The 26,319-nt window shown below is 70.9% G+C and carries 27 protein-coding genes; 14 read left to right on the top strand and 13 right to left on the bottom strand.

Features of this window, described 5'->3' with window-relative positions; translation table 11 throughout:
* Positions 1-224: 224 nt before the first annotated feature.
* The 7 genes from CA12_RS17730 to rplU all read left to right on the top strand — a co-directional run bounded on the left by CA12_RS17730 (position 225) and on the right by rplU (position 6,638).
* Positions 225-503 (top strand): hypothetical protein, encoded by a 279-nt coding sequence (locus CA12_RS17730; RefSeq protein WP_145360329.1) that lies wholly within the window; start codon positions 225-227, stop codon positions 501-503.
* 258 nt (positions 504-761) lie between these two features.
* Positions 762-1,214 (top strand): ribosome hibernation-promoting factor, HPF/YfiA family, encoded by a 453-nt coding sequence (hpf, locus tag CA12_RS17725; protein ID WP_145360328.1) that lies wholly within the window; start codon positions 762-764, stop codon positions 1,212-1,214.
* Positions 1,215-1,319: 105 nt separating this feature from the next.
* Entirely contained in the window at positions 1,320-1,793 is a 474-nt protein-coding gene (locus CA12_RS17720) for a PTS sugar transporter subunit IIA (RefSeq protein WP_145360327.1), read from the top strand.
* Positions 1,794-2,016: 223 nt separating this feature from the next.
* The gene (locus CA12_RS17715) at positions 2,017-2,217 is read left to right on the top strand and encodes an HPr family phosphocarrier protein (RefSeq protein ID WP_242688001.1); all 201 of its coding nucleotides are present in this window, start codon (positions 2,017-2,019) and stop codon (positions 2,215-2,217) included.
* A 210-nt stretch (positions 2,218-2,427) separates the two neighbouring features.
* Positions 2,428-4,248 carry a phosphoenolpyruvate--protein phosphotransferase gene (gene ptsP / locus CA12_RS17710; RefSeq protein ID WP_145360325.1) on the top strand — a complete coding sequence of 607 codons (1,821 nt, stop codon included), beginning with the start codon at positions 2,428-2,430 and terminating at the stop codon, positions 4,246-4,248.
* A gap of 330 nt (positions 4,249-4,578) precedes the next feature.
* Complete coding sequence (locus tag CA12_RS17705; protein WP_145360324.1) at positions 4,579-6,168, top strand: Rne/Rng family ribonuclease; 1,590 nt, start codon at positions 4,579-4,581, stop codon at positions 6,166-6,168.
* A 128-nt stretch (positions 6,169-6,296) separates the two neighbouring features.
* A complete protein-coding gene (rplU, locus tag CA12_RS17700) occupies positions 6,297-6,638 on the top strand; it encodes a 50S ribosomal protein L21 (RefSeq protein WP_145360323.1) in 342 nt (113 codons plus the stop codon).
* A gap of 82 nt (positions 6,639-6,720) precedes the next feature.
* Here the strand turns inward: rplU and CA12_RS17695 are convergent, their stop codons facing one another.
* From CA12_RS17695 to hemW, 3 genes are all read right to left on the bottom strand, one after another.
* On the bottom strand, positions 6,721-7,125 hold the full coding sequence (locus tag CA12_RS17695; protein WP_242688000.1) for a co-chaperone GroES: 405 nt from the start codon (positions 7,123-7,125) through the stop codon (positions 6,721-6,723).
* Between the two features lie 76 nt (positions 7,126-7,201).
* A complete protein-coding gene (locus tag CA12_RS17690) occupies positions 7,202-10,015 on the bottom strand; it encodes an efflux RND transporter permease subunit (protein WP_145360322.1) in 2,814 nt (937 codons plus the stop codon).
* Between the two features lie 206 nt (positions 10,016-10,221).
* A complete protein-coding gene (gene hemW / locus CA12_RS17685; protein WP_145360321.1) occupies positions 10,222-11,355 on the bottom strand; it encodes a radical SAM family heme chaperone HemW in 1,134 nt (377 codons plus the stop codon).
* Between the two features lie 189 nt (positions 11,356-11,544).
* Here hemW and CA12_RS17680 point away from each other — a divergent pair, with 189 nt between their 5' ends.
* A complete protein-coding gene (locus CA12_RS17680) occupies positions 11,545-12,798 on the top strand; it encodes a cytochrome P450 (protein ID WP_145360320.1) in 1,254 nt (417 codons plus the stop codon).
* 25 nt (positions 12,799-12,823) lie between these two features.
* On the opposite strand, the gene CA12_RS17675 is transcribed toward CA12_RS17680, so the two are convergent.
* On the bottom strand, positions 12,824-13,666 hold the full coding sequence (locus CA12_RS17675) for a phytanoyl-CoA dioxygenase family protein (RefSeq protein WP_145360319.1): 843 nt from the start codon (positions 13,664-13,666) through the stop codon (positions 12,824-12,826).
* A gap of 123 nt (positions 13,667-13,789) precedes the next feature.
* Between CA12_RS17675 and CA12_RS17670 the strand changes: the two genes are divergently transcribed.
* The 4 genes from CA12_RS17670 (at position 13,790) to CA12_RS17655 (ending at position 18,294) form a co-directional block, all read left to right on the top strand.
* Entirely contained in the window at positions 13,790-15,322 is a 1,533-nt protein-coding gene (locus CA12_RS17670; RefSeq protein ID WP_145360318.1) for a circularly permuted type 2 ATP-grasp protein, read from the top strand.
* 71 nt (positions 15,323-15,393) lie between these two features.
* Positions 15,394-16,359, top strand: coding sequence for an alpha-E domain-containing protein (locus CA12_RS17665; protein ID WP_145360317.1), 966 nt, complete (start codon positions 15,394-15,396; stop codon positions 16,357-16,359).
* A gap of 106 nt (positions 16,360-16,465) precedes the next feature.
* The gene (locus CA12_RS17660; protein ID WP_207622032.1) at positions 16,466-17,296 is read left to right on the top strand and encodes a hypothetical protein; all 831 of its coding nucleotides are present in this window, start codon (positions 16,466-16,468) and stop codon (positions 17,294-17,296) included.
* A gap of 116 nt (positions 17,297-17,412) precedes the next feature.
* The gene (locus CA12_RS17655; RefSeq protein WP_145360316.1) at positions 17,413-18,294 is read left to right on the top strand and encodes a transglutaminase family protein; all 882 of its coding nucleotides are present in this window, start codon (positions 17,413-17,415) and stop codon (positions 18,292-18,294) included.
* 21 nt (positions 18,295-18,315) lie between these two features.
* Here CA12_RS17655 and CA12_RS17650 read toward each other — a convergent pair whose 3' ends face one another.
* Genes CA12_RS17650 through CA12_RS17640 form a run of 3 tightly spaced genes read right to left on the bottom strand, consistent with a single transcriptional unit; the run spans position 18,316 to position 21,137 of the window.
* The gene (locus tag CA12_RS17650; RefSeq protein ID WP_242687999.1) at positions 18,316-19,197 is read right to left on the bottom strand and encodes a fumarylacetoacetate hydrolase family protein; all 882 of its coding nucleotides are present in this window, start codon (positions 19,195-19,197) and stop codon (positions 18,316-18,318) included.
* Positions 19,184-20,179: an RluA family pseudouridine synthase gene (locus CA12_RS17645; protein WP_145360315.1), complete on the bottom strand. Its 996-nt coding sequence runs from the start codon at positions 20,177-20,179 to the stop codon at positions 19,184-19,186. Before CA12_RS17645 ends, CA12_RS17650 begins: the two co-directional genes overlap by 14 nt.
* A complete protein-coding gene (locus tag CA12_RS17640; RefSeq protein WP_145360314.1) occupies positions 20,172-21,137 on the bottom strand; it encodes a tetratricopeptide repeat protein in 966 nt (321 codons plus the stop codon). The genes CA12_RS17645 and CA12_RS17640 overlap by 8 nt, the downstream gene beginning before the upstream one ends.
* A gap of 112 nt (positions 21,138-21,249) precedes the next feature.
* Between CA12_RS17640 and CA12_RS17635 the strand changes: the two genes are divergently transcribed.
* Both CA12_RS17635 and rpsN read left to right on the top strand, forming a co-directional pair.
* Positions 21,250-21,411 carry a DUF2256 domain-containing protein gene (locus CA12_RS17635; RefSeq protein WP_145360313.1) on the top strand — a complete coding sequence of 54 codons (162 nt, stop codon included), beginning with the start codon at positions 21,250-21,252 and terminating at the stop codon, positions 21,409-21,411.
* Between the two features lie 142 nt (positions 21,412-21,553).
* On the top strand, positions 21,554-21,796 hold the full coding sequence (rpsN, locus tag CA12_RS17630) for a 30S ribosomal protein S14 (protein ID WP_390614123.1): 243 nt from the start codon (positions 21,554-21,556) through the stop codon (positions 21,794-21,796).
* Positions 21,797-21,806: 10 nt separating this feature from the next.
* Here rpsN and CA12_RS17625 read toward each other — a convergent pair whose 3' ends face one another.
* From CA12_RS17625 to moaA, 6 genes are all read right to left on the bottom strand, one after another.
* Positions 21,807-22,979: a putative sulfate/molybdate transporter gene (locus CA12_RS17625; protein WP_165700839.1), complete on the bottom strand. Its 1,173-nt coding sequence runs from the start codon at positions 22,977-22,979 to the stop codon at positions 21,807-21,809.
* On the bottom strand, positions 22,976-23,374 hold the full coding sequence (locus CA12_RS17620; RefSeq protein WP_145360310.1) for a molybdopterin synthase catalytic subunit: 399 nt from the start codon (positions 23,372-23,374) through the stop codon (positions 22,976-22,978). Before CA12_RS17620 ends, CA12_RS17625 begins: the two co-directional genes overlap by 4 nt.
* Positions 23,371-23,649, bottom strand: a complete 279-nt coding sequence (locus CA12_RS17615) for a MoaD/ThiS family protein (protein ID WP_145360309.1) — start codon at positions 23,647-23,649, stop codon at positions 23,371-23,373. The genes CA12_RS17620 and CA12_RS17615 overlap by 4 nt, the downstream gene beginning before the upstream one ends.
* Complete coding sequence (locus CA12_RS17610) at positions 23,646-24,290, bottom strand: nucleotidyltransferase family protein (RefSeq protein ID WP_145360308.1); 645 nt, start codon at positions 24,288-24,290, stop codon at positions 23,646-23,648. The genes CA12_RS17615 and CA12_RS17610 overlap by 4 nt, the downstream gene beginning before the upstream one ends.
* A 70-nt stretch (positions 24,291-24,360) precedes the next feature.
* Positions 24,361-25,314: an XdhC family protein gene (locus tag CA12_RS17605; RefSeq protein WP_145360307.1), complete on the bottom strand. Its 954-nt coding sequence runs from the start codon at positions 25,312-25,314 to the stop codon at positions 24,361-24,363.
* A gap of 4 nt (positions 25,315-25,318) precedes the next feature.
* Positions 25,319-26,293 (bottom strand): GTP 3',8-cyclase MoaA, encoded by a 975-nt coding sequence (gene moaA, locus CA12_RS17600; RefSeq protein ID WP_207622031.1) that lies wholly within the window; start codon positions 26,291-26,293, stop codon positions 25,319-25,321.
* Positions 26,294-26,319 lie beyond the last annotated feature (26 nt).

Below are 26,319 nucleotides of genomic sequence, written 5' to 3'. Positions count from 1 at the left end.
TCTTTTCTTCACGGGATGGGCGTCCTTCCGGCCCCGCGTCGCCGGACGCGGCCGATCGGTGCGGTGGAAGCGATTGGGGCGGCGCGGCCGGGTTGTTCGGGGGCGAAGCGAGCGGGAGGGTTGGGCGGCGCCGCCGGCGCGGTCGATAACGAGAATTCCCGGTCCGCCCGCTCCCGATCCGGCCTTCGGCTCGTATGTCGTTCCCCGCCCGCCGCCGTCGTCCGATGAGCCGCGCGGCTGTGGCGGCGCTGGTGGCGGGCACGTCGCTGGCCGGGTCCTGCCTGGGCTGCCGCTCCGCCGGCGGGGACGCCGTCGTGGACACGCCGCGCCCGGCGGCGTCGCTGGTCGAGGGGTTCGAGACGGCGGAGGTTCCGGAGGAACTGCGGCTCGCGGGGCACTGGGACGACCTGCCGGAGCTGGCGCCCGAGGCGCCGCCGTTGCCCGCTGCCGTGGACCCGAATTGGGCGAGGCGGGAGCGTTCCGGGTCCGTCGACTCCTTCTGACGCTCCGGCTCCCGGCGAAGGGCGGGCGGAGGGCGACGCCCTCGCCCGGCGGGCGCGAGGAAGAGGCGTCCTGTGGGGACGTGCGGGCGGCGTTGCGGATTCATGCGGCGTCGATAGACTCCGAAACCCCTCCCGGACCGTCCGGCGGCCGACCGCCGCGTCGCCGGCCAAGTGGATCACACTGCTTCGCGGCGGCCCATTCGGCCGCGTCGCCGCGGACGGCGGACCGGCTCAAGCGGCCGAGGAAAGAACGCCCCGGTGCAAACCAAGATCGCCGTCCGCCACGGCCAGCTCAACGACGCCACCCGTGAATTCATCACGGCCAAGTGCGACAAGCTGGTGCACCTGTTCGAGCGGGTGACGGAGATCCTCGTCACGGTGGAGTTCGAACACGCCGGCGATCGAGTACGGGTCGAACTGCTGGTCGACGCGGAGCACAAGCACGACTTCACCGCCCACTGCGAGGGGACGGAAGTCACGCCGACGTTCGAGTCCTGCCTGCATAAGATGGAGCAACAGCTCCGCCGCTACAAAAAGCGGATCCAGGAACACCACGGCGACCCCTCCGCCCGGGAGGTGGCCGGCGACCCGTTCGACGGCGACTCCCTCGACGACGACGCGGACGACGACGAGGGGCTCCCCCCGGCGGCCGACGCGGCCGAGTTGTCCTCGCCGCCGGGCGGCGTCGCTCAGCCGCCCTCCGCGTCCTGACGCTGTTATTGCCCTGAGCCTCGCCCTGTTCCGAGCCTCCCCACCTTCCGTCATTCCCCCGCCCTCCCGGCGTCTCTCCCGCGGCCCCGAACCGCACCCGTCGCCATGAACTTGCTCGACTTCGTCTGCACCGACGCCATCGTTCCCGACCTCAAGCCGGCCGGGAAAGAAGACGCCATCGCTCAGTTGGTCGCCTCCCTGAAGAACTCCGGCAAGTTGCCGGGGGATGAAGAGTCGGCGATCGTCGCCGCCGTATTGAAGCGGGAAGAACTCGGCTCGACCGGCATCGGCAACGGCGTGGCGGTGCCCCACACCAAGCACCCCGCCGTCGATCGCCTGACGGCGACGGTCGGCCTGGTGCACGAGGGGATCGACTTCGCCAGCCTCGACGGCGAGCCGGTCTACATCATGATCCTGCTCGTCAGCCCCCCGGAGAACACCCGCGATCACCTGCGGGCTCTGGAGACCGTCTCCCGTCACCTGAAGAACGACACGTTCTGCAACTTCCTCAAGCAGGCCCAGACGGCCGAGGAAGTCGTGGAACTGCTCCGCGAGGCCGACGAGGGCCGGATCAGCTAGGCCCCGTCCCCTTTCCCTGGACCGACGCGTCCGCTCGCCCGTCGCGGCGTGCGGACGCGTCGATTTGCACCTGCGAACGGCGGCCACCCCGCGGATCCGGTTCGCCTTCACCCCTGAAATGATGGTCGACGAGAGGAATCCCGCCCCGGAGGCGGACGCCGCAGCGATTCGGACCGTCAAGGTCGGCTGTCCGGACGGACTGCACCTGCGCCCGATTACTTTGGTGACGCAGAAAGCGGCCGCCTTCAACTGCGCCGTGACGGTGACGAAGGGGAGTACGACCGCGGACGCGAAGGCGATGATCCAACTCCTGACGCTCGCCGCCGCGTGCGGCGACGAGGTGACCGTCGCCGCCGAGGGCCCCGACGCCCGCCAGGCGGTCGACGAGATCGCCGCCCTCATCGCCATGAACATGCCGGAGTAGTCGGCGGGCCGGGAGGCGTTCGGAGGAACCGTCTCGGGAGGAGTGCGTTTCCGTGCGGCCGGGGAACGACTTTTCGGCCTCCCGCCCGTTTTGCGGCCGTCCGCCGCTTCGCCCCGGACTGCGGACTGCCGCCCCCGCCTCGCCGGCTGTACACTCCTGCCCACCGGGCCCTTCGGCTCCGGGTTCGTTCCCTACCCCGTCACCCGCAACATGCTGCTCAAACGAGGGATCGCCGTCTCCCCGGGGGTGGCCGTGGGTCCTGCCGTTGTGCTGGGCGTGGAGACGTTCCGCATCCCCAGCCAGTACGTGCGGGTGGACGCGGTCGATTCGGAGTTGGCCCGGCTGGACCGGGCGCTGGAGCGGGTCGCGGAGGAGATCGGCCAGAACGAACAGATCGCCGCCGATCGCCTCGGCGCCCAGTACGGGGCGATCTTCGCCGCCCACGGGCAACTCGCCCGGGACGCCAGCTTCCGTGAGGAGGTGCGGACCTACATCCGCAAGAAGAGTTACTCGCCGGAGTTCGCCGCCAGCCGGGTGATCCGCAAGTACACCAAGGCGCTGCAGGAGATGGGCAATCCGCAGATGGCGGAGCGGGCCGCCGACCTGTTCGACCTGGAGAAGCGAGTCCTCCGCGAACTGCTCGGACAGGGTCGGGACGAGCTGAAAAACCTGACGCATCCGGTCGTCCTGCTCGCGAAGAACCTGACGCCGAGCGAAACGGCGTCGCTGGATCGCTCGAAGATCCTGGCCTTCGTCACTGAGGGCGGCGGGCGGACCAGTCACACGGCGATCCTCGCCGGGGCGCTGGAACTGCCGGCGGTGGTCGGCGTGGGGCGGTTCCTGTCTGACGTGGCCGGCGGGGAGACCGTCATCGTCGACGGTCAGCGCGGCGAACTGCTGATTGATCCGGACGAGGAAACCCTCGCCGACTACCGCCGCCGGGCCGAGGCCCGTCGGACTGAGTCGATCCGGCTGCAAACGTACCGCGACGTGCAGCCCCGCACCCGCGACGGGGAGCGGGTTTACATCATGGGGAACATCGAGTTCCCCGAGGAAGTCGGCCACTGCACCGACCGCGGCAGCGACGGCGTGGGCCTGTACCGCACGGAGTTCCTGTACCTCCAGGGCGACGCCGAACCGACCGAGGAAGAGCACTACGAGGCCTACTGCAAGGTCGTTACCGCCATGCCCGGTCGGCCGGTGGTGATCCGCACGATGGACCTCGGCGCCGACAAACTGACCGACAGCATGCGGCGGGGCGTCGCCGGGCACCTGGACAGTGCCCTGGGCCTGCGCAGCATCCGCCTGAGCCTGCAGAACCTGCCCTCGTTCAAAACGCAGTTGCGGGCCATCCTGCGGGCCAGCGTCTGCGGCGACGTCCGGGTGATGTTCCCTCTGGTCAGCACGCTGCTGGAACTTCGTCAGGCCAAGATGGTGCTGGCCGACGTGATGGAAGACCTCGAAGAAGAGGGCGTCCCGTTCCGCCGCGATCTGCCGGTGGGGATGATGGTCGAGGTGCCCAGTGCCGCCCTGCGGGCGGACGACTTCGCCCGGGAGGTGGACTTCTTCAGCATCGGGACGAACGACCTGATCCAGTACACCCTCGCGGCGGACCGGGCGGACCCGGATCTGGCGACGCTGTACTCCGCGGCCGACCCGTCCGTCCTGCGGCTGATCCGGATGGTCGTGGAAGCCTCCGCCCGGCACGACGTGCCGGTGACGGTCTGCGGCCAAATGAGCAGCGATCCGAAGTTCCTGCCCCTCTTGCTGGGGCTGGGCATCCGCCAGATCAGCGTCACGCCGCACGTGATCCCGGAACTGAAGGATCTGGCCGGCCGGCTGGACCTGCCCGGGTGCGAGGGGATCGCCGCCCACGCCGACGGACTGGAACTGGCCCGGGACGTCGAAAATTTTCTGCGGGACGAGGTCGAGCGCACCCGCGCCGGCCGCGCGGAGCCGGACGACCGCGTGGCGCTGCTGCGCCCGCGGAACTCCGACCGCATCGACCACTGGGCGGGAGCCGCCCGGTGATCGGTCGTTCCCCCCGTTCCGCCAGCTCGCACCGGCTTTCGCCGGTTCGCAGGGCTCGATTCGCACAACTGCACACGTCGCTTCCCGCGGCGGCGTCGGGACCCTGTCGGGTCCCCGCCGCCGCGTCCGTCTCTCCGACGGTCCGACCCCGCTTCACGCCCCGCCGCCGGCCGATCGCCGTGCGTCGGGGGCGTTCGTCCGCCCTCCGGAACCCCGTCGCCGCCGCCCGCGGTCCGTCGACGGGCTGGTCCGGGGGGCCGGCACGGGCGACGGGGCTCGGCCGTCATCTTTCCATTTCCATCGAAAGGTGCGTGCCCCGTGAAAAAAGAGATGCTCGTCAACGTCCTCCAGCCGGAGGAGACCCGCATCGCCATCGTCGAGGACGGCCGACTGGAGGAGCTCTACCTGGAGCGTTCCAGCGGCGATAACCTCGTCGGGAACATCTACAAAGGGAAGGTGGTCAACGTCGAGCCGTCGATTCAGGCGTGCTTCGTGGACTTCGGCGAAGGCCGCAACGGCTTTTTGCACGTCTCCGACGTGGAGTATCAGTACTTCAAGCACCTCCGCCCGGACGGCGACCCGGACGACGATTTCGACGGCCCCCGTGGCCGGAACGGCCGCGGCGGCGACCGCGGCGCCGATCGCAAGGCCCAGAGCAAGCCGCAGATTCAGGAGATCCTCCGCCGCGGCAGCGAGGTGCTCGTCCAGGTCATCAAGGAGGGGCTCGGCAACAAGGGCCCGACGCTCTCCACCAAGATCAGCGTGCCGGGTCGCTACCTGGTGCTGATGCCCAGCCTCGGCCGGGTGGGCGTGTCGCGGAAGATCGAGGATGACGACGAGCGCCGCGAGCTCCGCCGGATGCTGCGGGACATGAACCCGCCCAAGGGCGTGGGCTACATCGTCCGCACCGCCGCGCTGGGCCGCAGCCAGAGCGACCTGAAGGCCGACCTGACCTACCTCACCCGGCTGTGGCAGTCGATCGCGGAGAAGGTGGAGCAGTCCAGCGGCGTCTGCACGGTGCACGAGGAGACGGACATCATGATCCGCACCATCCGCGACACCTTCGACGACAGCATCGACGCGGTGCACATCGACGCGGAGGACGCCTACAACCGGGCGAAGGACTTCATGGAGTCGATGATGCCGAAAATGTCGGCTCGGCTGCACTTCCATGAGGACAACGCCCCGCTGTTCCAGGCGCACGGCATTGAGGACGAGATCGCCAACATCCAGCAGCGGCAGGTCCCGCTGAAGGGCGGCGGCTCGATCGTGATCGACCAGACCGAAGCCCTCGTCGCGATCGACGTGAACAGCGGCTCCGCCCGCGGCGCCAAGGACGCCGAGGAGAGCGCCTATAAGGTGAACCTCGCCGCCGCCGCGGAGATCGCCCGTCAGTTGCGGCTCCGCGACCTCGGCGGGGTGATCGTCAACGACTTCATCGACATGCGGGCCGAGCGGCACCGCCGCGGCCTGCTGCGGGCCTTCGAGCAGCACCTCGAACGCGACCGGGCTCGGACCAAGGTCTCCCGCCCCAGCGCGTTCGGCCTGGTCGAGATGACCCGGCAGCGGATCCGGCCCTCGCTGGGCCGGGCGCTGTACAACGACTGCCCGTGCTGCAACGGCACCGGTCAGGTCAAGACGCCGGAGAGCATGTCCATCGAGGTGATGCGCGTGCTGATGGCGGCCTCCGGGGTGAAGAACGTCTGCGAGCTGACCGTCACCGTGCACGAGGCCGTCGCCGACGACCTGAACAACCGCAAGCGGCGGGAGATCATGCACCTGGAGGAGGACCGCGACGTGCGGATCGCCATCAGCGCCAAGGCGGACACCCACCCGGAGTTTCTCGCCCTCTCCGCCGTGGACGACAACGGCCGCCCGGTGAAGAACCTGCCCCCCCTTCCCTCGCGGGGCGGGAAGTAATCACGTAAGGTAGTGCTCCAACGCCGAGGCCCGGTCGGGCCTCGGCGTTTTTCACATCCCCCTCCGACGCCGCGCCCGGATTGATCCTGGCCGGAACCGAGCCCCGGCGCCCGCCGGAAGAAAGAGCCATGTTCGCGATCATTGAAGACGGCAGCCGTCAGTACCGCGTCGCCCCCGGCGAGAAGCTGTCCATCGACTACCGCCGCGACGCCGAAGAGGGCGGCACGATCACCTTCGATCGCGTCCTGCTGGCCAACGGCGGCGGCTCCAGCACGATCGGCGCCCCGCTGATCGATGGGGCCACCGTCACCGCCGAGGTGCTGCGGGCGCTGGATAAGGGTCAGAAGCTGGAGATCCAGAAGCTCCGCCGCCGGAAGAACTCCCGCCGGCACACCGGCCACCGCCAGAAGTACACCACCGTGCAGGTGACCGGCCTCAACGTGCCGGGGCTGGAAGAGAAGTCCGAGTAGCGAATCTCGCGGTTGCGTTTTCAAAGCGTCCCGGCCCCGTAAGGGTCCGGGACGTTTTTCGTGCGCCCATCCGTTGGCGCTCTCACCCGGCGCCGGCCGACTCGCCGTCGCCGCCGGCCTCCTCCGCGATCGTCAGTTCGCCGCTGCCGACGGGGTCCGTGCTGCGGCGGAACACTGCGCACACGTCTGCAATCGGCACGACGAACAGCCGGTTGTCCGCTTCGAGGTCGACCGGAATCGCCCGCTTGGGGTGATACAGCACCTTGTCGTACTTGCGGACGGGAAAGTCCGCGTCGCGTTCGACCATTGCGCTGATCTCCACGACCCGGCCGGTGATCGTCGGGATCTCGGCGTCGCTGGGCAGCACGATCCCGCCGCGGGTCTGACCGCGGCTCTCGTCCTTGCGGACGAGGATGCGGTTGCCGACGGGTTCGACGTACTCGTTCGGCATCGGCCGGGGGAGCGAGGAGGAGCGGGGAACCGACATCCTACGGTCGAAACCGGCTCCGGCGAACTTCGAACCGCCTCCGTCGCGGGGGATCGCCGCCGCCCCGGCGGCGGCGTCAGGCGGGCCGGGTGAACGCGGCCAACTGCGGGCGGGGCTCCGGCGTCTTGACCCGGGTCGGCTCCTCCCGGGCGCCGACGTCCCCGGCGGCCGCGGGCGGTTCGCTCTCTTCGTCGTCGTCCTCCGAGGCCGGTTGACGGCGAATCAGGGACCCCATCGGCCCGGCGAGCAGCGCGGGCAGGAGCACCACGTCCGCCACCAGCGCCGCGGCGATCAGCGCGGACATCAGCCAGCCGAACCGGCTGACCAGCAGCAGCTCCGCCGGGGCGAGCATCAGCAGGCCCACGCCCACGATCAGGCTCGTCTGCCACAGGGCCGGGCCGCATTCGTGCAAGGCGTGGGCAGCCGCTTCCTCCCGCGACAGTCCCGCGGGGGCGTGTCGGAACGCGGCGACCAAGTGCAAGGTGCCGTCCACCGCGATGCCCAGCGCCACACTGGCGGAGATCATCATGCCGATGTCCACCGGCACGGCGAGCCAGCTGATCAGCCCGAAGATCGCCGTGACCGGCAGGATGTTCGGCAGCATCGCCGTCAGTCCCGCCCGCACCGATCCCAGCACGACGCTCATCACGACCGCGATGACGGCGAAGGCAAGCCCGAAACTTTCAATCAGGCCTTCCAACACCGCCTCCTGCGTGCGGAGGAACAGCGGTACCAGCCCGGTCACGGCGTACCCGGCGCCCGGTTCATCCTTCAGCACGTCCGCGGCGGCGGTGTGCAGGTCGGCGGTGAGGACCGCGTAATCGACGTCGGTGAGGATGTTCGCCTGGGCGCTGATCCGCCAGATTTCGTCGCCGGGCTCCGCCAGCGACACGCCGTCTTCGTCCTCGGGAGAGGTCAGACGTGTCGTCGTCACGAAGCCGGCCGACGCGGGGTTCTCGCGAACGCGGTTCTCAATCTCCCCGGCCCGCCGAAAGTAGCTGATCCGGGCAAAACGGCTGGCGTCCGGCGGCAGCGGCTCGGTCTTCGGGACGAAACTGGCCAGCGAGACCGCCCCACTGATCTCCGGGTGCTCCGCGATGCGGTCCGCCACCGCCCGCACCACTTCCAGCCGGTTCGTGAACCGCTGCTCGGGATCTTCGAGCGCCTCCTGCTCAAACCGCACCACCACGTCGACGGGAATCACGCCCGTGATGCGATCCTCGAAGTAGCCGTAGTCCTGCACGACCGGCTCCGAGGCCGGGAAGTACTTGATGACCTTCGTCTCCGTGCGGAACCGCGTCAGCCCCGCCGAGCAGACGGCGGCGACGAGCAGACAGCCGGCGATCACCGGCAGCCGCCACCGGGTGAGGATTCGCGCGTACGTTTCCCACACGGAGCTGCCGATGCGGCGAGCGGCCGGGGGCGGTGCGAGGTGGTCCAGCAGGGCCGGCAGGCCGTACAGCACGACGGCCAGCATGATCCCGCAGCCCGCCGAGGAGTAGAGCCCGAACTCGCTGACCGGCGTCAGCGGGCTGACGTACAGGGAGATCAACCCGACGGCCGTCGTGCCGGCCGCCAGCGTCGTCGGCGTGCGGGCGACGGCCAACGCCCGGGCGACGGCGTTCGGGGCGCCGTTCTCCGCGGCGTGTCGGTAGTAGTTGACGAGGTGCACCCCCGCGCTGAGCGTCAGCACCATCAGCAGCGAGGGCATCACGACCAGCACCATGTTCATCCCGCCCCCGGTCAGCGGGACGATGCTCAGGGCGGTCAGCACGGTGAACACCGTCGCCCCCAGCACGCACAGCGAGACCCGCAGCCCGCCCAACAGCCAAAAAGCCAACAGGGCGGAGACCAGGAACGACAGCAGCACCGGGCTCCGCTCCCACAGCTTCCAGGCGGGCGCCTCCCGGTTCAGGGCGGTGCGTTTCAGCGCCTGGTTCAGGGCGACCGCGGTGACGGTGCGTCCGCCGATTCGTAACTCGTCCCGGGGCACGCCGACGGCCTCCGCGGCCTCCTTGAGCGCCGCCACCGTCGCCTTCGGATCGGCGGCGCCGGCCTCGGAGAGGGTGACGGAGATCGCCGCCGGCTGCCCCGGCACGCGGAAAACCTCCTCGACGAACGGCCGTCCCTCCGCGTCGCGGACGCCCTCCACAGCGGCCCGGGCCGCCGCCAGCGTCTCCGCCGAGGCGTCCATTCGCGGCCAGCGGACCGTCAGATCGTGCGGACCGACCGCGGGGAACGCGAAGGGGATGTCGCCCGCCGGCTCGCCGTCTCCCGACTCGTCATCTGCCGAAGTGGGCACGGCGTAGGGATCGCCGGCGACGGCCGGGGCGACCTCGGCGTCGACGTCCGCGGCGACGCGAACCGCCGCGGCGATGCGTTCCGCGGCGGTGGCCGGGTCCGCTTCGCCGACCGGCGTGAGCACCACCCGCAACGGACCGCCGCCGACCAGCAGGCCGGTGACGCGGCGGACGGCGTCCTCCGGCTCCACGCCGGACTCCACCATGCGGCTCGCCAGTGCCGTGGGGGTGACGACGCGGTCGATCAGGCGGCTGCCGCCGCGGGGGATGCCCTCGGCGTCGGCGGCGCCGCGGATGGCGGCGGCGAACTCTTCCAGTTTCGGATCGCCCGCCTGCACGCCGGCCCAACTGAGGACCAGCGTGTCCTCGCTGGGGAAGTGCTCTTTGAACCAGGCCAGGCGGGCCGCGTCCGGGTCGCCGTCCGGCAGCCAGCTTTCGACGTCGTTTTCCAGGTGGATCTGCGTCAGCCCCCAACCGACCGCGGGCAGGACGAGGCAGAACGCCGCGAGCGCCCAAGAGGCGCGGGGGACCGCCGAAGACCGGCGGCCCGGCCGGACGTCCGGGTCCGCATTCTGGGGGAAGGCCGGCAAGGGACGTCCGTGGGGTGCTGGGCGGGGAGCGGCCGGCGGGCGGAGCCGGCGGGGAGGAACCGCGATTATTGCTCGCGACGCCCTCCGCCCCAACCCGGGTCTGGCGATGTCCAGCCTCGAAGGGACGATTTGGCCCCGTCCGCCCCGGCGCCGTTTCCCGACCCGCCGAACCCGCACGTTGTGCAGTTCCGTCGGACCGACCCCTGTTAGAGGAACGCCGACATAACTCCGTCGGCGACGAAGCGGCCCTCCCGGGTCAGCCGGACGCCGGCATCGTCTCGCTCCACCAGTCCGAGGCGTTGCTGTTCGAGCAGTTCCTCGCTGAGCAACTCGTCAATCTTGAAGCCGGTGCGGCGGGGGAAGTCCTCGCCGTCGATCCCCTCGACACGGCGGAGGTTCAACATGACGAGTTCCCGCGCCCGGTCCGCCGGGCCGAGCGCCTCCTCCTCGATCCACGGCGACTCGCCGGCTTCGAGGCGACGCAGCCAGCCGAGCACGCCGCGGTGGTTCATCCGCCGCACCCCGCCCAGCAGGCTCGCCGCCCCGGGGCCGAACGCTTCGAACTCGTCCCCGCTCCAATAGGCCCGGTTGTGGCGACACTCGAACCCCGGGCGGGCGTGGCTGCTCAGTTCGTACTGCCGCAGGCCGGCCGCGGCAGGGCGATCCATCGCCGCGGCGTACATGTCCCGCTCCGACTCCTCCGGCGGGGAGATCAGCTCCCCCCGGCGGCGGCGGGACCAGAAGGCGGTGCCCTTCTCGAACGTCAGCCCGTAGGTGGAGAGGTGCGTCGGTTCCAGGGCGAGGGCCGCGTCCAGCGTCTCCTCCCACCCCGCCAGATCCTGCCCCGGCACGGCGTAGATGAGGTCCAGCGAGACGTTGTCGATCCGCCGCCGGACGGTCTCCAGCACGCGGGGCACGTCCGCCGGGAGGTGATCCCGTTCGAGCGTCTTCAGCGCGGCCGCGTCGAAGGACTGGACGCCGAGGCTGATGCGGTTCACCCCCGCGTCGGCGAGCCGGTCGATGAGTTCCGGCGTGACGTCCGAGGGGTTCGCCTCGACAGAGACCTCCGCCCCCTCCCCCAACTGGTAGCGACGGAAGACCGAGGCGAACAGTCGGTCGAGTTGCGGGCCCGTCAGCCGGGTGGGCGTGCCGCCGCCGAGGAACAGCGTGTCCAGCTCCCGCCGCCCGCCGGCCTCCGGCGGTTCGACGCGATCCAGTTCCCGGTCGAGCGCCGCGAGATAGCGATCGGCCAGGTCGTCGCGGCCGGCGACAAGCGTGAAATCGCAATACCCGCAGCGATGCCGGCAGAACGGGACGTGGACGTAGACGGAGCGATGCACGGACGAGCCGCTGGGGCGAAGGGCGGACGCGGCATTCTAAGCGGAACGCGGCGGCGGCGGGCCTCTGCGGCGCCCTCCGGCGGATCTCAGGGCGAGCGCCGCCCGACGCGGGGGGGACTCCGGGGGTCGACGACGCCGGCCGCCGGCTAGCTTGGAGGTTGGCCGCCCGCCGTCCCGCAGGCTCCTGGAATGTCCTCCTTTCGTCGCGTCTCCGCTCCGGACAGCTCCCTCGGTCTACTGAGGGAGGGATACGAGTTCATCTCGAACCGCTGCCGGCGGCTGAACACGGACGCATTCCGCTGCCGGCTGATGCTGAGCCCGGCAATCTGCGTGCGAGGGCGGGAGGCGGCGGAGATGTTCTACACCCCCGGCCGCTTCACCCGACAGGGGGCAGTGCCGGCGACGGCGCTCACCCTGCTCCAGGACCGCGGCAGCGTGCAGACGCTCGACGGGGATGCTCACCGCCGTCGGAAGGGCTTGTTCCTCGAGATCCTGTCCGCGGAGTCCGTGCACAATCTGGTCGGTCGGTTCGAGCGGGAGTTTCGGGCCGCCGCGGAGCGATGGGCCACGGATGGCGAGGTCGAACTGCTGGGCGAACTGCAGGGAATCCTGACGCGGGCCGGCTGCGCGTGGGTCGGCGCCCCGGTGACGGGCGAGGCGGCGGAGGAGCGGACGCGCGAGTTCGCCGCGATGATCGACGGGGCCGGCGCTGTCGGCCCGCGGCACTGGCGGGGCCAGTGGTTGCGTCAGCGGACTGAGCGTTGGGCGCGGGACCGCATCCGGGCGGCTCGGGCCGAGACGAACCGGTCGGCAGACTCCCCCCTCACCCGGCTCGCGGCTTACCGGGACGCCAACGGAGAGCCGCTGGACGAAGCGGTCGCCGCTGTCGAACTACTCAACCTGACCCGTCCGGTCGTGGCGGTCGCCCGGTTCATCACCTTCGCCGCCCTCGCCCTGCACGAACATCCGGACAGCCGGGAATCGCTGACGAACGGAGGCGCAAACGACCGGGCGAAACAGGCGTTCGCCCAAGAGGTCCGCCGGTTCTACCCCTTCTTTCCAGCGGTGGGGGGCCGGGTGCGGGAGCCGTTCGAGTGGCGCGGGCGGCGCTTTGAACACGACGAATGGGTCCTGCTCGACCTGTACGGCACGAACCACGACGCCGACGCCTGGGGCAATCCCGAAACATTTCGGCCGGATCGCTTCGCCGGCGGCGGGGCCTGCCCCCACGCGCTGGTGCCGCAGGGCGGCGGGCCGCAGCGGGAGGGACACCGTTGTCCCGGGGAAGACGCGACGCTGGCCCTGCTGCGATCGTCGCTCGGCCTGCTGCTCGACGCCGTGCGGTACGAAGTGCCGCCGCAGGATCTGTCGGTCGATCTCTCCCGCATCCCCGCCGAGCCAGCCAGCCGATTCCGCATCTCCAACGTGCAGGTCGTCGGCTGAGCCACCGCCCCGGCGGCGGTCCTCCTCACCCCCACCCGGGCCCCGCCGGCCGCGGCGGATTCGCCCAGTGGCCGGAGGGGTCTTCGCCTCGCACCACCACGCCCTTGGCGTTCCAGCCCTGTCCGGCCCGCACGCCGGCGGAGCAGTACCGCAGCGTCAGTCCGCAGCGGCGGCGGGGACCGGGGTTCGCCTCGCTGCCGTGCAGCAGCAGATCGCTGTGCACGCTGCACGTGCCGGCTCGCAGTTCGTCCAGAACCTCCGTGCCGTACTGCTCCGCATTAGGGACGACCTGATTGAGGGCGGAGTGATCCTCCGGGGTGCTTTCCCGGTAGGTGAGGTGCCCGCTGTGATGCGAGCCGGCGAGGAACCGCATGCAGCCGTTGCCCTCGTCCGCGTCGTCGATCGCCAGCCAGACGGTGACCGCATGACTGGGGGAGAGCGGCCAGAAGCTGGCGTCCTGGTGCCAGCCGACCGCCGTGCCGTCGCCCGGCATCTTGCAGAAGAAGTGCGAACCCCAGCCCACGACGTGCTCTCCAAGCAGGTCCGCCGCGTAGGCGACCAGCGTGGGGTGCGTCAGCAGGTCGTAGACGCCGCCGTGAGAAAGGTGGGCCGTGGAGAGCGAATAGCTGTCCTTTCCCGCGGCCAACGCCTGGGCGAGCAGGCCGTCGAAGTAGGCCCGGATCCGATCCGCCTCCGCCGGTTCGAACGCCGGCAGCGGGGCGACGTGGCCGCGGTCGTTGAACGCCGCCACCTGCTCCGGCGACAGCGCCGTGGCGGTCGTCGGGTCGCCCGGGCGGAAGCGGAGATCGCGATTCTCGCCGGAGACGTCCGGGATGGCGTCGAATGTGACGGGGGCGGCGGATTGCATGGCACGAACTGGCAGGAGAGAGCCGGGCAGTTTGGGTGAACCCCCAGAGGTTCGCTATGCTGGAGGCCCGTCCGGCCGACACGCCGGGGCCGCTCACCCCGCGTCGGAACTGCCATGCTCCCAATGTTTCAAGCCCAATCACAGTCCACGGGTTCGCCTGCGCCGAACCCGGCGGAGCTCTTTCGCGATTACGATCTCGGCGGGTTCTTCGACGAAACGGTCGCCGAGGACCTGACCCCCCGCCCGGCCAGCGATCGCCTCTGCCGACGGATCGCGGAGCTGGCCCCCGGCGACCTCGCCCGGCGGCAGGCCGCCGCCGAGACCGCCATGCGGCGGCTGGGCATCACGTTCAGCGTCTACGGCGACGCCCGCGGGAAAGAACGGATCATCCCGTTCGACATCCTCCCGCGGGTCATCACCGCGGAGGAGTGGCGGACCGTCGAACGCGGCTTGAAGCAGCGCATCGTCGCGCTGGACCGCTTCATCGGCGACGTGTACGGCGATCAGAAGATCCTCAACGACGGCGTCGTGCCGCGGTCGGCGGTGGAGAGCGGCGAGGGGCTGAAGAAGGCCTGCATGGGCCTCAAACCCCCGCGGGGCGTCTGGTGCCATATCACCGGGACGGATCTGGTCCGCGACAGTGACGGCACCCTGTACGTTCTCGAAGACAATCTGCGGGTGCCCAGCGGCGTCTCCTACGTCCTCCAGAACCGCCGGCTGACGAAACAGACCTTCCCCGGGCTGTTCACTGATAACGACATCCGCCCGGTGGACGACTACCCCTGGCGCCTGCTGGAGTGCCTGCACTGGCTGTGCGGCGGACGGGTCGAGGACCCCGTCGCGGCGGTGCTCACCCCCGGCATTTACAACAGCGCCTACTTCGAGCACAGCTTCCTCGCTCAGCAGATGGGCATCCCGCTGGTCGAGGGCCGGGACCTCGTGGTGCGGGACGGGTTCGTGCAAATGCGCACCACCCGCGGCCCGCGGCGGGTCGACGTGCTGTACCGCCGGATCGACGACGAGTTCCTCGACCCCGCCGCCTTCCGCAAGGACAGCCTGCTGGGCGTGCCGGGTCTGATGGAGGCCTACCGTAGCGGTCGCGTCGCCCTCGCCAACGCCCCCGGCACCGGCGTGGCCGACGACAAGGTGATCTACACCTACGTGCCGGACATGATCCGGTACTACCTGAACGAGGACCCGATCCTGCCGAACGTGCCCACGTTCCGCTGCGGCGACCCGGACAGCTTGAAGCACGTGCTGGCGAACCTCGAAACGATGGTCGTCAAGCCGGCGAACGAGAGCGGCGGGTCCGGCATGCTGATCGGCCCGGCCAGCAGCGCCGCGGAGCGGGAGGAGTTCGCCGCCCGCATCAAGGACGACCCCCGCGACTACATCGCCCAGCCGACGCTGGCGTTGTCCCGCGTGCCGGTGCTCTGCGATCCGGCGCCGGACGGGTCCCTGAACCTCGCCGGCCGGCACGTCGATCTGCGGCCGTTCATCATCCGCGGCCCGGAGACCTACGTGCTGCCGGGCGGCCTGACCCGGGTGGCGCTCACGCCCGGCTCGCTGGTCGTGAACAGCAGTCAGGGCGGCGGCAGCAAGGACACCTGGGTCCTGTCCGGCGAAGGGAGGGCGAAAGGTGAGGGCGAGGAGTGAGGAGGCGTCCCTCGCCCGCCCCCGTTCGTCGTCCTCTCCTCCCGCATCCCCCCTCCCCCTCACTTAGTTCCATGCTGTCTCGCGTCGCCGAATCGGTTTACTGGATGAGCCGCCTCGTGGAACGGGCGGAGAACGTCGCGCGGTTCATCGGCGTGAACCTGAACCTCTCCCTCGACCTGCCGGACCGCGGCGGCGAGGGGGAGCAGTGGCACCCGCTGGTCGTCACCAGCGGGGACGACGCCGCCTTCTCCAAGCGGTACGGCGAGGCGACTCGGCGGAACGTCATCCGTTTCCTCGCCCTGGACGCCGAGAACCCCAACAGCGTGCGGAGCTGTCTGGCGACGGCCCGCGAAAACGCCCGCACCGTGCGGGAGTGCATCTCCGAGGAGATGTGGGAGCACCTGAACCAGTTCCACCTGATGGTCTCTGAAGCCTGCGACGCCCGCAAAGGCGAGGGGCCGGTCGCCGAACCGCACGAGTTCTTCGAGAAGGTCCGCCAAGCCGGCCAGCAGTTCCTCGGCGTCACCGACGCCACGATGACGCACGGCGAGGCCTGGCAGTTCTGCCGGCTCGGCCGCTGCATCGAGCGGGCGGACAAGACGACCCGCATCCTCGACGTGAAGTACTACCTGCTCCTCCCCGAACCGGAGGACGTGGGCACGCCGTTCGATTCGCTCCAGTGGGCCGCCCTGCTCCGCAGCGCCGGGGCCCTCCAGATGTACCGCCAGAAGCACGGGCGGATCACGCCGCGGGACGTGGTCGACTTTCTGGTGCTCGACTTGCAGTTCCCCCGCAGCGTGCTGTTCTGCCTGGCGCAGGCGGACGGCGCCCTGCACGCGATCACCGGCACGCCGTCGGGCACTTTTGCGAGCCCGGCGGAGCAGCACCTCGGCAAGCTCCACGCCCGGCTGGCCTTCACGCGGGCCGACGAGATCGTCGCCGGCGGCATGCACGAATTCCTTGACTCGACGCAGCGGCAGCTCAATCAAACGGGTAAGGCGGTCTACGACACCTTCTTCGCTCCGCAACCGGGCTGAGCCCGCGGTACACTGAACCCCGACCGCGGGACGATACTCTCGCCGGCGATTCCCTCCCCACGATTTCTACGCCGACGGTTCGCCGTCGCCTGCCGAAGCCCCGCCCATGACGTTTTGTCTCGCGATGAAGGTTGAGGACGGCATCGTCGGCCTCTCCGACACCCGCGTGACGACCGGCAGCGAAGTCATCGCCGCCAAGAAGGTCTCCGTCTACGACTTTCCGCCCCTCGCTGAGGACGCCCCGGGCTTTCAGTCGCACGGTCGCGGTCGGCCGGCGGGCTCCTGCTTCGTGATGACCAGCGGTCTCCGCAGCGCCCGGGACAAAGCCCTCACCTACTTCGAGGACGAGATCGCCCGCCCCGGCCGCACCGTGGAGAACCGGCTGTTCGAAGTGGCGAACCTGCTCGCCGCCCAGATCCGCAAGGTGGCGAAGGAGGACGGCGAGGCTTTGAGAAACTCCGGGCTGGACCTCAACATCCACGCCCTCGTCGGCGGGCAGATGCACGGCGACGATCAGCACCGCCTGTTCCTCGTCTATCCCGAGGGGAACTGGGTCGGGGTGGAGCGGGACACGCCCTATCAGATCATCGGCGCCGGCGGGTACGGCAAGCCGGTGCTGGACCGCACCCTGAAGTACGAGGACCCGATGCGGTTCGCGCTGAAGGTCGGCTGTCTGGCCTTCGATTCGACCCGCATCAGCGCCGCGGACGTCGGGCCGCCGATCGACATCGTGCTCTACAAACGTGACGGATTCCGCACGATCGAACGGCGGTTCACCCAGGCGGAGTTGTCCGAAATCACGGACTGGTGGCAGGACCGCCTGCGGAGCAGCATCCGCCAGATCCCCAGCACGTGGCTGGAGCCGCTGCGAGAACTGGTGCCCGCCGAGTGGGGCGACGTGTTCGAAGCCCACCGGCCGGATCGGTACGGCACCTGACGGCGCCGCCCGGGTTTATCCGGGTTCGCGTCCACCGCGACGGATAGAATGCGGGCCTGCCTCTCGTACGGCCGGAGGACGCGCTCGTCCCGGCCCATCTGTCCTGAAAGCTCTCGGTGCGTTTCAACGTTCGGCATTCCACCCGGTACCGCTACAGCAGTCCGGTCGCCCTCGGCCCGCAGACGTTGCGGTTCCGCCCCCGCGACGGCGCCGGCCAGCGGTGCGTCGCCCACACCCTCTCGATCGACCCCCAGCCGGTCGGCCGGACCGAGGACCTCGACGCCGAGGGCAACGCGACGGAGGTCGTCTGGTTCGCCGGAGAGACGGACCGTCTGACGATCACCGCACTGCTGACGGTGGAGATCGTGCGGGAGAATCCGTTCGACTTCCTCATCCAATCCACTCACCTGCCAATCGATTACGGGGACTTCGGCCCCCTGCTCATCCCCTCGATGGCTCGCGTGCCCGGCAAGATCCCGGCCGGCGACCCCGTCGCAAAGATGGCCGCGAAGTTGGCGGAGCAGAACCCGGAGCCGATGAAGTTCCTCACCGCGCTCAACGACGAGATCCACCGTCGCTGCCCGGTCCGCTATCGGGAGACCGGGGAGCCGTTCACCCCCGCGGAGGTGTGGGAAGGCGGCGGCGCCTGCCGCGACCTCGCGGTGCTGTTCATGGACGCCTGTCGGACGCAGGACCTCGCCTGTCGGTTCGTCAGCGGCTACACGAGCCCGCCGGAGGGCGGCAGCGAACCGGAACTGCACGCCTGGGCCGAGGTCTTCCTGCCCGGCGGCGGCTGGCGGGCGTTCGACCCGACCCGCGGCCTCGCCGTCGCGGATCGGCACGTGACCGTGACGGCCTCCGCGGACCCCCAGTTCTGCATGCCCATCTCCGGCGGCTACAGCGGGCAGGCCGAGACCACCATCGACTTCGACCTCGACGTGGTCATGACCGAGGGCCACAGCTATTCCTACCAGCCCTCGCAAAGCCAGCAGCAGTGAGGCCCGCCCCGCGGGACGCCCTCAGCCCCGCGTGACCGGGTTCCGCAGGGTGCCGACGCCGGCGATCTTGATCGTGACGACGTCCCCCTGCTCCAGGGTGAACTGGTCCGGCGGCACCAGCCCGGTGCCGGTCATCAGGGCGGCGCCGTCGGGGATCGAGTACTCCTTCGTCAGCCAGGCGACGAGTTCCTCCAGCGACCGCTTCATCTGGGACAGGTCGGTGCGGTCCTCATAGGCCGTCGCTCCGTCGCGTTCGATCGTCAGCGTAATCGTCGTTGCCGGCAGATCCAGCGGCCCCTCGGCCAGCAGCACGGTGGAACCGAGGGCGCAGGAGCCGTCGTAGGTCTTCGCCTGCGGCAGATAGAGCGGGTTCTCGCCCTCAATGTCCCGTGCGGAAACGTCGTCGCCGACCGCGTACCCGACGATGCGACCGTCCGGGGCGACGAGCAGCGTTAGTTCCGGCTCCGGCACCGTCCAGCGGCTGTCGGACCGCACCCGAATCGGTTCGCCGTCCGCCACAACGCGGCCGGCGGTCGACTTGAAAAAGATCTCCGGCCGGGCCGCGGTGTAGACGCGGTCGTAGTGATCCGCGGCGGCCTCGGATTCGCTCATCCGGGCGACCTGCGAGCGTTTGTAGGTCACCCCCGCCGCCCAGACCTCCTGCCGTTCGACCGGCGGCAGCAGACGGACGTCCGCCAGGGCGAAGGTCTCGCCGCTTGGACAGGCGGCGACGCGGCCGGCCGGGTCGTCGGCGTGCAGCAGGTCGGAGAGCGTCAGCCCGTCGCCTGCGGTGCCGAGGGCGACGATCCCGCCCTCCCCGTTCGACAGGCCGACCTGCGGCGGGGCGTCGGCGGCGGTCTGGAAGCGGGCGAGGTGCATGCCAGGCAGGCTAGCGGGGCTCACGGAGGGCGTCGAGGACCGCCGTCATGTCCCGCGGCAGCGGCGCCTCGAAGGAAAGCCGTTCGCCGCTGGCGGGGTGATCGAATTCCAATCGCCGGGCGTGCAGGGCCTGCCGGCGGATCAGCGTGCGGCCGCCGGGGGAGGTTTCGCCCTGGGCCTCCGCCACGGTGAACGATTTGCCGCCGCCGTAGACGTTGTCGGCGACGATCGGGTGCCCGAGATGCCGGAGGTGCACCCGCAACTGGTGCGTGCGGCCGGTGTGCGGGAACAGGCGGAACAGCGTGTGCCCGGTCCCCCGGCCGCCCTTCGGCGCAAAGCGTTCGGCGACTTCGTAGAACGTCCGGGCCGACCGGGCGTTCCCGCCGGCTTCGCAGACCTGCATCCGCTCCCGGACTCGCGGATCCACGCGGACGTGGGTTTCGATCCAGTCCGAATCGAACCCCGGCACGCCGCGGGCGATCGCGGCGTACTCCTTCTTCACCGTGCGGGCGGCGAACTGATCGCTGAGGGCGGCGTGGGCCGGGTTGTCCTTCGCCACGACCAGCACCCCGCTGGTGTCGCGGTCCAGCCGATGCACGATGCCGGGGCGGTGCGCCCCGCCGGCGTCGGAGAGGGTGTCAAACCGATGCTGCAACGCCGCGGCGAGGGTGCCGGTGGGGTTCCCGCGGCCGGGGTGCACGATCATCCCCGCCGCCTTATTGACGACGATCAGCCTCTCGTCCTCGAACAGCACGTCGATCGGCAGGTCTTCGGCCGGCACCGTGGGGGCGGCGGCCTCCGGGGCGGCGCCGCTGAGGACGTCCCCTTCCCGCAGCCGATGGCCGCTTTTGACCGGCCCGCCGTTCAGCGTCACCGCCCCGGCCTTCACCGCTTTCTGCAATGCGGAGCGGCTGTGCTCCGGGAACAGACCCGCCAACGCCACATCCGCTCGTTCGCCCGCTTCGTCGGAGCCGACGACGAGGGTCCGTCGTTCCGCGTCAGTCACCGCCGGGAGCCGGGGCTTCGTCTTCTTCGGGACTCTCGCCGCCGGATTCCGGCGCCGACTCGCCCTCAGGTTGCGTGTTCGGTGCCGGCGTCGGCTCCGGGGTCGTCTCGGACGACTCGCTCGCCACCGGCTCGGGCGTTTCTTCCGTCATGGGGGCCTCAGCGTCCCCTTCCCCCTCGAAGGGGTCGGCCGGCGCCTCGTCCGCCGTCGCGGGTTCGTCCCCGGCCGGCGGGGTCGGGGCGGGGGGCGTCGACGGGGCGGCGGCGTCCACGCCGGGCAGCGGGGCGTCGTCCTCGTCCGGGGTGACGTTGTCCAGCGGACGGGCGAGGTCGTCCTGCTGGGGCGCCTGCTTGTCGAACCAGGCGAGGAACGGCCCGGTGGTCGGCCGCTTCAGAGCTTCCAAACGCAGTTCCGCGGCGGGGACCAGCGGGGAGTCCGGGTAGTCGGCGATCAGTCGGTTGTAGAGGTCGGTCGCCGCCTTCACGTCGCCGGAGGAGCTGGCCTCCTCGACGCTCGCCAGTCCGTAGAGGGCCTGCGCCCGCAGCGCGGACGGGGCGTCCTCAGCGGCGAGGGCCGCTTCGAAGTGCTTGCGAGCGGAGGCGAGACCGTCCTCCGCCCCCTTCCGATCGGTGAACGCGGCGCCGGACGCCGTGGACAGGAAGGCGTTACCGGCTCGCAGGTGGGCCCAGGCGGTGGCGTTGGTGGTGCCGCTGAGTTCCTCGTCGGCGACCGCTTCGAGTTCCGCAACGCTCTGCGCCTCGAACAGCGCCGGCCAACCGGCTTCGCGGTTGCTGCGACCCGCGCCCAGCCAGACGCTGACGGCCACGAACAGCAGCACCAGCGCGACCGCGGCCAGCGCGACCAGCCGGCCGTACTGTTCCAGGAACGGCTTGAGGTGGCCGACGTATTCCTGCTCCAGTTCGTTCTGCTGGAGGGCCTGCCGCTCTTCGGACTTCATCCGTCGCTTTGTGCAAAGACTGGGGCGGCGATCCGGCCGCCGGGGCGAATCGAGGACGGTAAGATCCCGCCCCCCTCCGGTCAATCACGCCCGCGCCCGTCCGTTTTCCTCTGTGCCCCGCTCCCCCGCCCCGCGCGACCTGCCGACGAAGGTTTGCCCAGTCTGCGGGCGGCCCTTCCGCTGGCGAAAGAAGTGGGAGCGGGACTGGGATCAGGTCCGCTTCTGCTCCGACGCCTGTCGCAGAACGGGGAAGCGGGCTTCGCCGGAGGCCTGACCGCGGTTGCGGTCACGGGCCGCGTCCCTATGATGCTCGACCCGCGGCCGGTCCGTCCGCTGTCCTCCCGTACATTCCCCACGATTAGAACTCCCGCGCCGCGGGACCCCGCTCGATGGCTTCCAAGGGCAAGATTGAGAAAATGAAGCGGAACGCTCGGCTGATCGAGCGTTATGCCGCCAAGCGCGCCAAGCTGAAAGCGGCCGGCGACTACGACGGCCTCGCCGCCCTGCCCCGGAACAGCAGCCCCACCCGCTACCGTCGCTACTGCAAGCTGACCGGCCGGATGCGGGGCACCTACCGCAAGTTCCAGATCTCCCGCATCATGCTGCGGGACATGGCCCTCGACGGCCTGATCCCCGGCATGACCAAAGCCAGCTGGTGAGCCGGCTCGGTTAGCCGCTCTCCTTGGGAGAGCGGTGCCGAACCCGTTCGGCCGTCCACAGGACGGCCCATAGCGCCAGCCCCCCGCCGACGCCCCACAGCGTGCCGGCGAAGGCCACGCCGGCCCCGGTGACCACCGTCACGCCGGTGCCGGCTCGACCGCGAATCGCCCCGGCGGCGCTGGCCAGACGCCAGCCCGCGGCGATCAGCAGCACGGCGAGGATCGGTCGCGGGAACGCCGTGATGGCTCCCGCCGGGACCAGTAGCAGGGCAAGCCCGGCGGCGATCTTCAGTCCGCCCAGCACGACGACCGCCCCGCCGGTGCGGGCGCCGAAGTGGTATTGCGCCGCCAGCCCCCCGGCCCCGTGGCAGACCGGCATCCCGCCGAAGGGCACGGAGAGCAGGTTCATCGCTCCCACGGAGGTCGCCATCTTGCCCGGCGACACGCCGCGTCCCGGGAAGTAATCGGCGGACAGCACGCAGACCGCGACGACGCTGTTGAGCAGCGTGAGCGGAAGTTGTGCCGGCGCCAGTTCGAGCAGCCCCGTGCGCCACTCCCCCGCGGTGGGGAGCGTCATGAACGGCGGGGCCGGGACCGCGGCGGTCTCCGTCAGGGCGCCGGCCGTCAACCCGGCGGCCACGACGACGACCAACAGCGGAACCCGCGGCCACCGCGGCGCCAGCAGCGCCGCTGCGGCGACGGGGGCGGCCAGCCAGAACGCCGAGGCGTCCTCCAGCAGCCACACGCCGCCGCGAATCGCCAGCGCCGCCCCCACGCCCAGTTGCAGCCCCCGCACCACCGCCGCGGGCACCCAGCGGCCGAGGCGGTCCGCGATGCCGAGCACGCCCAATAGCAGCACGACGAGCCCGGTCCCCATCCCGGCGGTCCGCACCGCCCCGGCGCTCAGGCCGCCGGCGATCGCCAGCGCCGCGATCGCCTTCATCGGCTGCACGGGGATCGGCTGGCGGAACAGCAAACCGGTGACGGCGTTCAGCACGCCCGCCCAGATCATCACCGCCGCGAGGTTCAGGTCGCACACGAGGCAGAGCGACACCGTCACCGGCAGGAACGTGCCGAGGTCCCCCAGACCGCCGGACCACTCGGCGGGGCCGAACCGCAACCTGTCCGACGCATCGACCCCCGCCGCGTCCGCGGACCCGGCGACGGGGTGGGCCGTCGTCACGCCCACACCGGGACCTTCCAGAGGGGCACGTCCCGCTTCATGCGATCGACGAACGCTCCGCAGCAGGCCAGAGCCGCCGCCCGGTGCGGCGTCGCCACCCGCAGTCGAAAACTGCACGCCCCGACCGGCACCACGCCGACGCTGTGCTCCACCGCCAGCGTTGCCCCGAACTCCGCCGCACAGGCCGCCCGCAGGCGGTCCAGCTCCCGCGTCGTCATCGGCTCGTATGCCTCATAACGCAGCGCCGCGAGCGGTCGCACCGCCTCCCCATCCGGCTCCGAGGGCCGAACGACGCCCTCGAACGTCAGCACGGCCCCGCACCCGGTCGCGAACGCCGGCCCGTCGTTCGGCAGCGGTCCCTCATGGAGAAGAACGGGGGAGAACGCAGCGCTCATCCGCCGCTCACCAGGCCGATCAGCGCTACTTCCGCACCCGGCGGGATGACGTCCGCGTCGCCGGCGTACTCGTGATCGACGGCGATTCGACTGCTCTTCAGCGAGGCTCGCAGCGGCTCGCAGGCCGCGGACAGTTCCGCACGCAGTTCGGCCACGGTCGCGCCTTCCGTCAGGAGGACGGCAATCTGATCCGCCTCCGCCAATCGGGCCTGCGGACCGAACAGCCGCACCGCGACCGTGCGGCGGGCGGCGGCCGGAGCGAGTGAATCGATCATGGCGACGCGGCGGATTGAGCGGCGGCGAGATCAGCGGGCGTATCCACATCGTCCGCAGCCGCCGGCAGCGGCACGCGGACGAGCCCGTCCCCCAACTCGGCCAGAAACGGCTTCGCTCCGCCCTCCGGCGTGCACGCCCGCAGGGCGGGATAGAGCGACGGAGTCACGCACACCGGCGGACCGAACGCCTCGCCCCCGGCACCGTCGGGGAAACTGGCCGCGGCGGCGACCGCTCCGTCGGCCTTGCTGGCGTCGATGATCCGTCGCAGGTCGTCGGCTTCGATCCGGGGCAGATCGACGGGGAGGATCAGCGTGCGGCTCGGCTCCTGGCCGCCGGCGAGGGCCTCGAACCCGGCGGCCAGACTCGTCCCCTGCCCTGCCGCCCAGCGGGGATTGATCGCCACCGCGGCGGCCGCGGGCACGGCACGCGCGACCGCCGCCGCCTCGCAGCCCACCACCGCCACGATCGGCCAGCAACCGGCCGCCTCAGCAACGGCGACCGCGTGCCCAAGCAGCGTGTCGTCCCCCCACGGAGCCAGCGGCTTGGGCGAGCCGAACCGGCTCGCCCCCCCCGCGGCCAGCACGATCGCCGCACAGTCGTCGACCGGTTCGAGCTTCTGCGGCGGGCCGGGGCGGGACATCAACGCATTGTGGGGCTGAGGCGGCGTTTGCCCAGCGGACACGGGAGCCCGCCGCCGACTCTCGTCGCGATCACGGCCCGGCGGGGTCGTGAATCGGGGCGTCACGGTTCGAGAGGAACCCGCCGTCGCGGCCGCGGAAGTGGGCGACGATCTCCGCAACGACCGCCGCGGCGATCTCCTCGGGGGTTCTCGCCCCCAGATCGAGGCCGACCGGCGTGCGGAGCTTCGCAAGCCGGTCCGGCGCGGGCAAACGGCCGAGCGCGTGCAGGTCGGTCATCAATCGGCCGGCCCGCCGCTTCGGACCCAGCAGGCCGACGTAGCCGATCTCGCTGTTCAACAACCCGGGCAGCAGTCGGACGTCGCCCTCGTAGTCGTGCGTCAGCCCCACCGCCGCGGCGTGAGGGCGGAGGGGGAGCGAGTCGAGAACCGACGCCGGATCGGCGCACTGCACCCGCACCGCGTCGGGAAAGCGGGCCGGCAGGGCGAGGTCCGGCTGTTTCGCGACCACCGTCACCGCCCAGCCCATCACGCCGGCGAGTTCGCATAGCGGACGCGCGTCGTCGCCGGCGCCGAAGATCGTCAGCGGCCGCGGCGGTTCGATGGTCTCGTCGAACCCTCCGGCCGTGCGCTGCACCGGCTCGCCGGTCTCCACGGCCCGCCGCACCGCCCGCAGACCGCCGGGATCGGCGTCCGCCCCCTGCCCGTCGAGCCGTTCGCACAGCACCTCGATCACGCCGTCGCAGCCGGCGTTGTAGGCCCCGCCGGGGTCGCGGGGGTTGCCGCGGGTGTCGAAGGCGAGCGTGCGGGGGCCTTCGGCCGTCGCGTCCCAGACCCGCCGGGCGAGTTCTTTTTCCAGGCACCCGCCGGAAACGTATCCGGCCCGCCGGCCGTCGGGCGTGAGAATCAGCCGCGCCCCCGGCCGGCCGTAGGCGCTGCCCGTGACCCGCACGACGGTGCAGACCGCGGCGGCCTCGCCCGGTTCGAGCTGATCGGCGAAGGCGAGGACCTCCCGCAGGCTCCGCACCGCGTCAGCCCCCCAGCGAGATCATGTCCCGCTCGGAAAACCGCGGCTCCGCGGCGGTCATCTCGTGGCCGGCCCATTTTGCGTCGGCCGCCCTATTGAAGAGGACGGCTAACGCGGCGTCATCCGCGCCGGCGCGGAGCGGGCCGCGGACGTCGACCCCCGCGTCCTGATGCAGGCAGGGCCGCAGTTGCCCCTCGGCGGTGAGCCGCATGCGATCGCAGGCCCCGCAGAAGTTCTCCGTCAGGCTGGAGATGAACCCGACCCGGGCCCCGGTGCGGCGGCAGACCCAGCGGCGGGCCGGGTCGCTGGCCGACACGGACGGGTCGGGGTGCAGGTCGAACCGCTCCGCGAGCCGCTCCCGCAGCTCGGCGGTGGGGACGGTGGCGTCCGGCAGCGATTGGGCAACCCGCCCCATCGGCATGTATTCGATGAACCGTACCTCCCAGCCGCGTTCGGCTCCGTACAGAGCCAGATCGAGCGCCTCGTGATCGTTCACCCCGCGCACGGGCACGACGTTCAACTTGACCGGCAACCCGGTCGACGCGGCCGCTTCCAACCCGGCCAGCACCTCGGCGAGCACGTCCCGCCCGGCCAGCTTCGCCGCGGCCTCGCGGTTCAGGGAGTCCAACGAGACGTTCACCCGATCCAATCCCGCCGACTTCAACCGGCCCGCATGTCGGGGGAGCAGCGAGCCGTTGGTCGTCAGGGCGACCTCGGCGATGCCGGGAATCGCTTTGAGATCCGCGACGAGATCCGGCACGTGGGGGCGAACCAGCGGCTCCCCGCCGGTCAGTCGCACCTTGCGAAAGCCGAGCCCCGCTGCGGTCCGGACGACCCGGGCGATCTCGCCGAGGCTGAGCAGCGCCGAGCCGTGTTGAAACGTGCGGTGATCCGCCGGTCGGCAGTACACGCAGGCGAAGTTGCAGGCCGGCGTGAGCGACACCCGCAGGCTGCGAAACCTTCGGTCAAAGCGATCCACCAGGACGGCCGATTCCGGAACGTCGC

This window comes from Alienimonas californiensis, from assembly GCF_007743815.1.
GTDB lineage: Bacteria > Planctomycetota > Planctomycetia > Planctomycetales > Planctomycetaceae > Alienimonas > Alienimonas californiensis.
Note: the sequence above shows the minus strand (reverse complement) of the source record. Positions and strands in the feature narration are given on the sequence as shown.

Excerpts from the sequence above, each read along its gene's own strand:
- CA12_RS17730 (WP_145360329.1), top strand. The coding sequence starts at position 225 with ATGAGCCGCGCGGCTGTGGCGGCGCTGGTGGCGGGCACGTCGCTGGCC.
- CA12_RS17720 (WP_145360327.1), top strand. The coding sequence starts at position 1,320 with ATGAACTTGCTCGACTTCGTCTGCACCGACGCCATCGTTCCCGACCTC.
- ptsP (WP_145360325.1), top strand. The coding sequence starts at position 2,428 with ATGCTGCTCAAACGAGGGATCGCCGTCTCCCCGGGGGTGGCCGTGGGT.
- CA12_RS17705 (WP_145360324.1), top strand. The coding sequence starts at position 4,579 with ATGCTCGTCAACGTCCTCCAGCCGGAGGAGACCCGCATCGCCATCGTC.
- rplU (WP_145360323.1), top strand. The coding sequence starts at position 6,297 with ATGTTCGCGATCATTGAAGACGGCAGCCGTCAGTACCGCGTCGCCCCC.
- CA12_RS17695 (WP_242688000.1), bottom strand. The coding sequence starts at position 7,125 with ATGTCGGTTCCCCGCTCCTCCTCGCTCCCCCGGCCGATGCCGAACGAG.
- CA12_RS17680 (WP_145360320.1), top strand. The coding sequence starts at position 11,545 with ATGTCCTCCTTTCGTCGCGTCTCCGCTCCGGACAGCTCCCTCGGTCTA.
- CA12_RS17675 (WP_145360319.1), bottom strand. The coding sequence starts at position 13,666 with ATGCAATCCGCCGCCCCCGTCACATTCGACGCCATCCCGGACGTCTCC.
- CA12_RS17670 (WP_145360318.1), top strand. The coding sequence starts at position 13,790 with ATGTTTCAAGCCCAATCACAGTCCACGGGTTCGCCTGCGCCGAACCCG.
- CA12_RS17665 (WP_145360317.1), top strand. The coding sequence starts at position 15,394 with ATGCTGTCTCGCGTCGCCGAATCGGTTTACTGGATGAGCCGCCTCGTG.
- CA12_RS17660 (WP_207622032.1), top strand. The coding sequence starts at position 16,466 with ATGACGTTTTGTCTCGCGATGAAGGTTGAGGACGGCATCGTCGGCCTC.
- CA12_RS17640 (WP_145360314.1), bottom strand. The coding sequence starts at position 21,137 with ATGAAGTCCGAAGAGCGGCAGGCCCTCCAGCAGAACGAACTGGAGCAG.
- rpsN (WP_390614123.1), top strand. The coding sequence starts at position 21,554 with ATGAAGCGGAACGCTCGGCTGATCGAGCGTTATGCCGCCAAGCGCGCC.
- CA12_RS17620 (WP_145360310.1), bottom strand. The coding sequence starts at position 23,374 with ATGAGCGCTGCGTTCTCCCCCGTTCTTCTCCATGAGGGACCGCTGCCG.
- CA12_RS17615 (WP_145360309.1), bottom strand. The coding sequence starts at position 23,649 with ATGATCGATTCACTCGCTCCGGCCGCCGCCCGCCGCACGGTCGCGGTG.
- CA12_RS17610 (WP_145360308.1), bottom strand. The coding sequence starts at position 24,290 with ATGTCCCGCCCCGGCCCGCCGCAGAAGCTCGAACCGGTCGACGACTGT.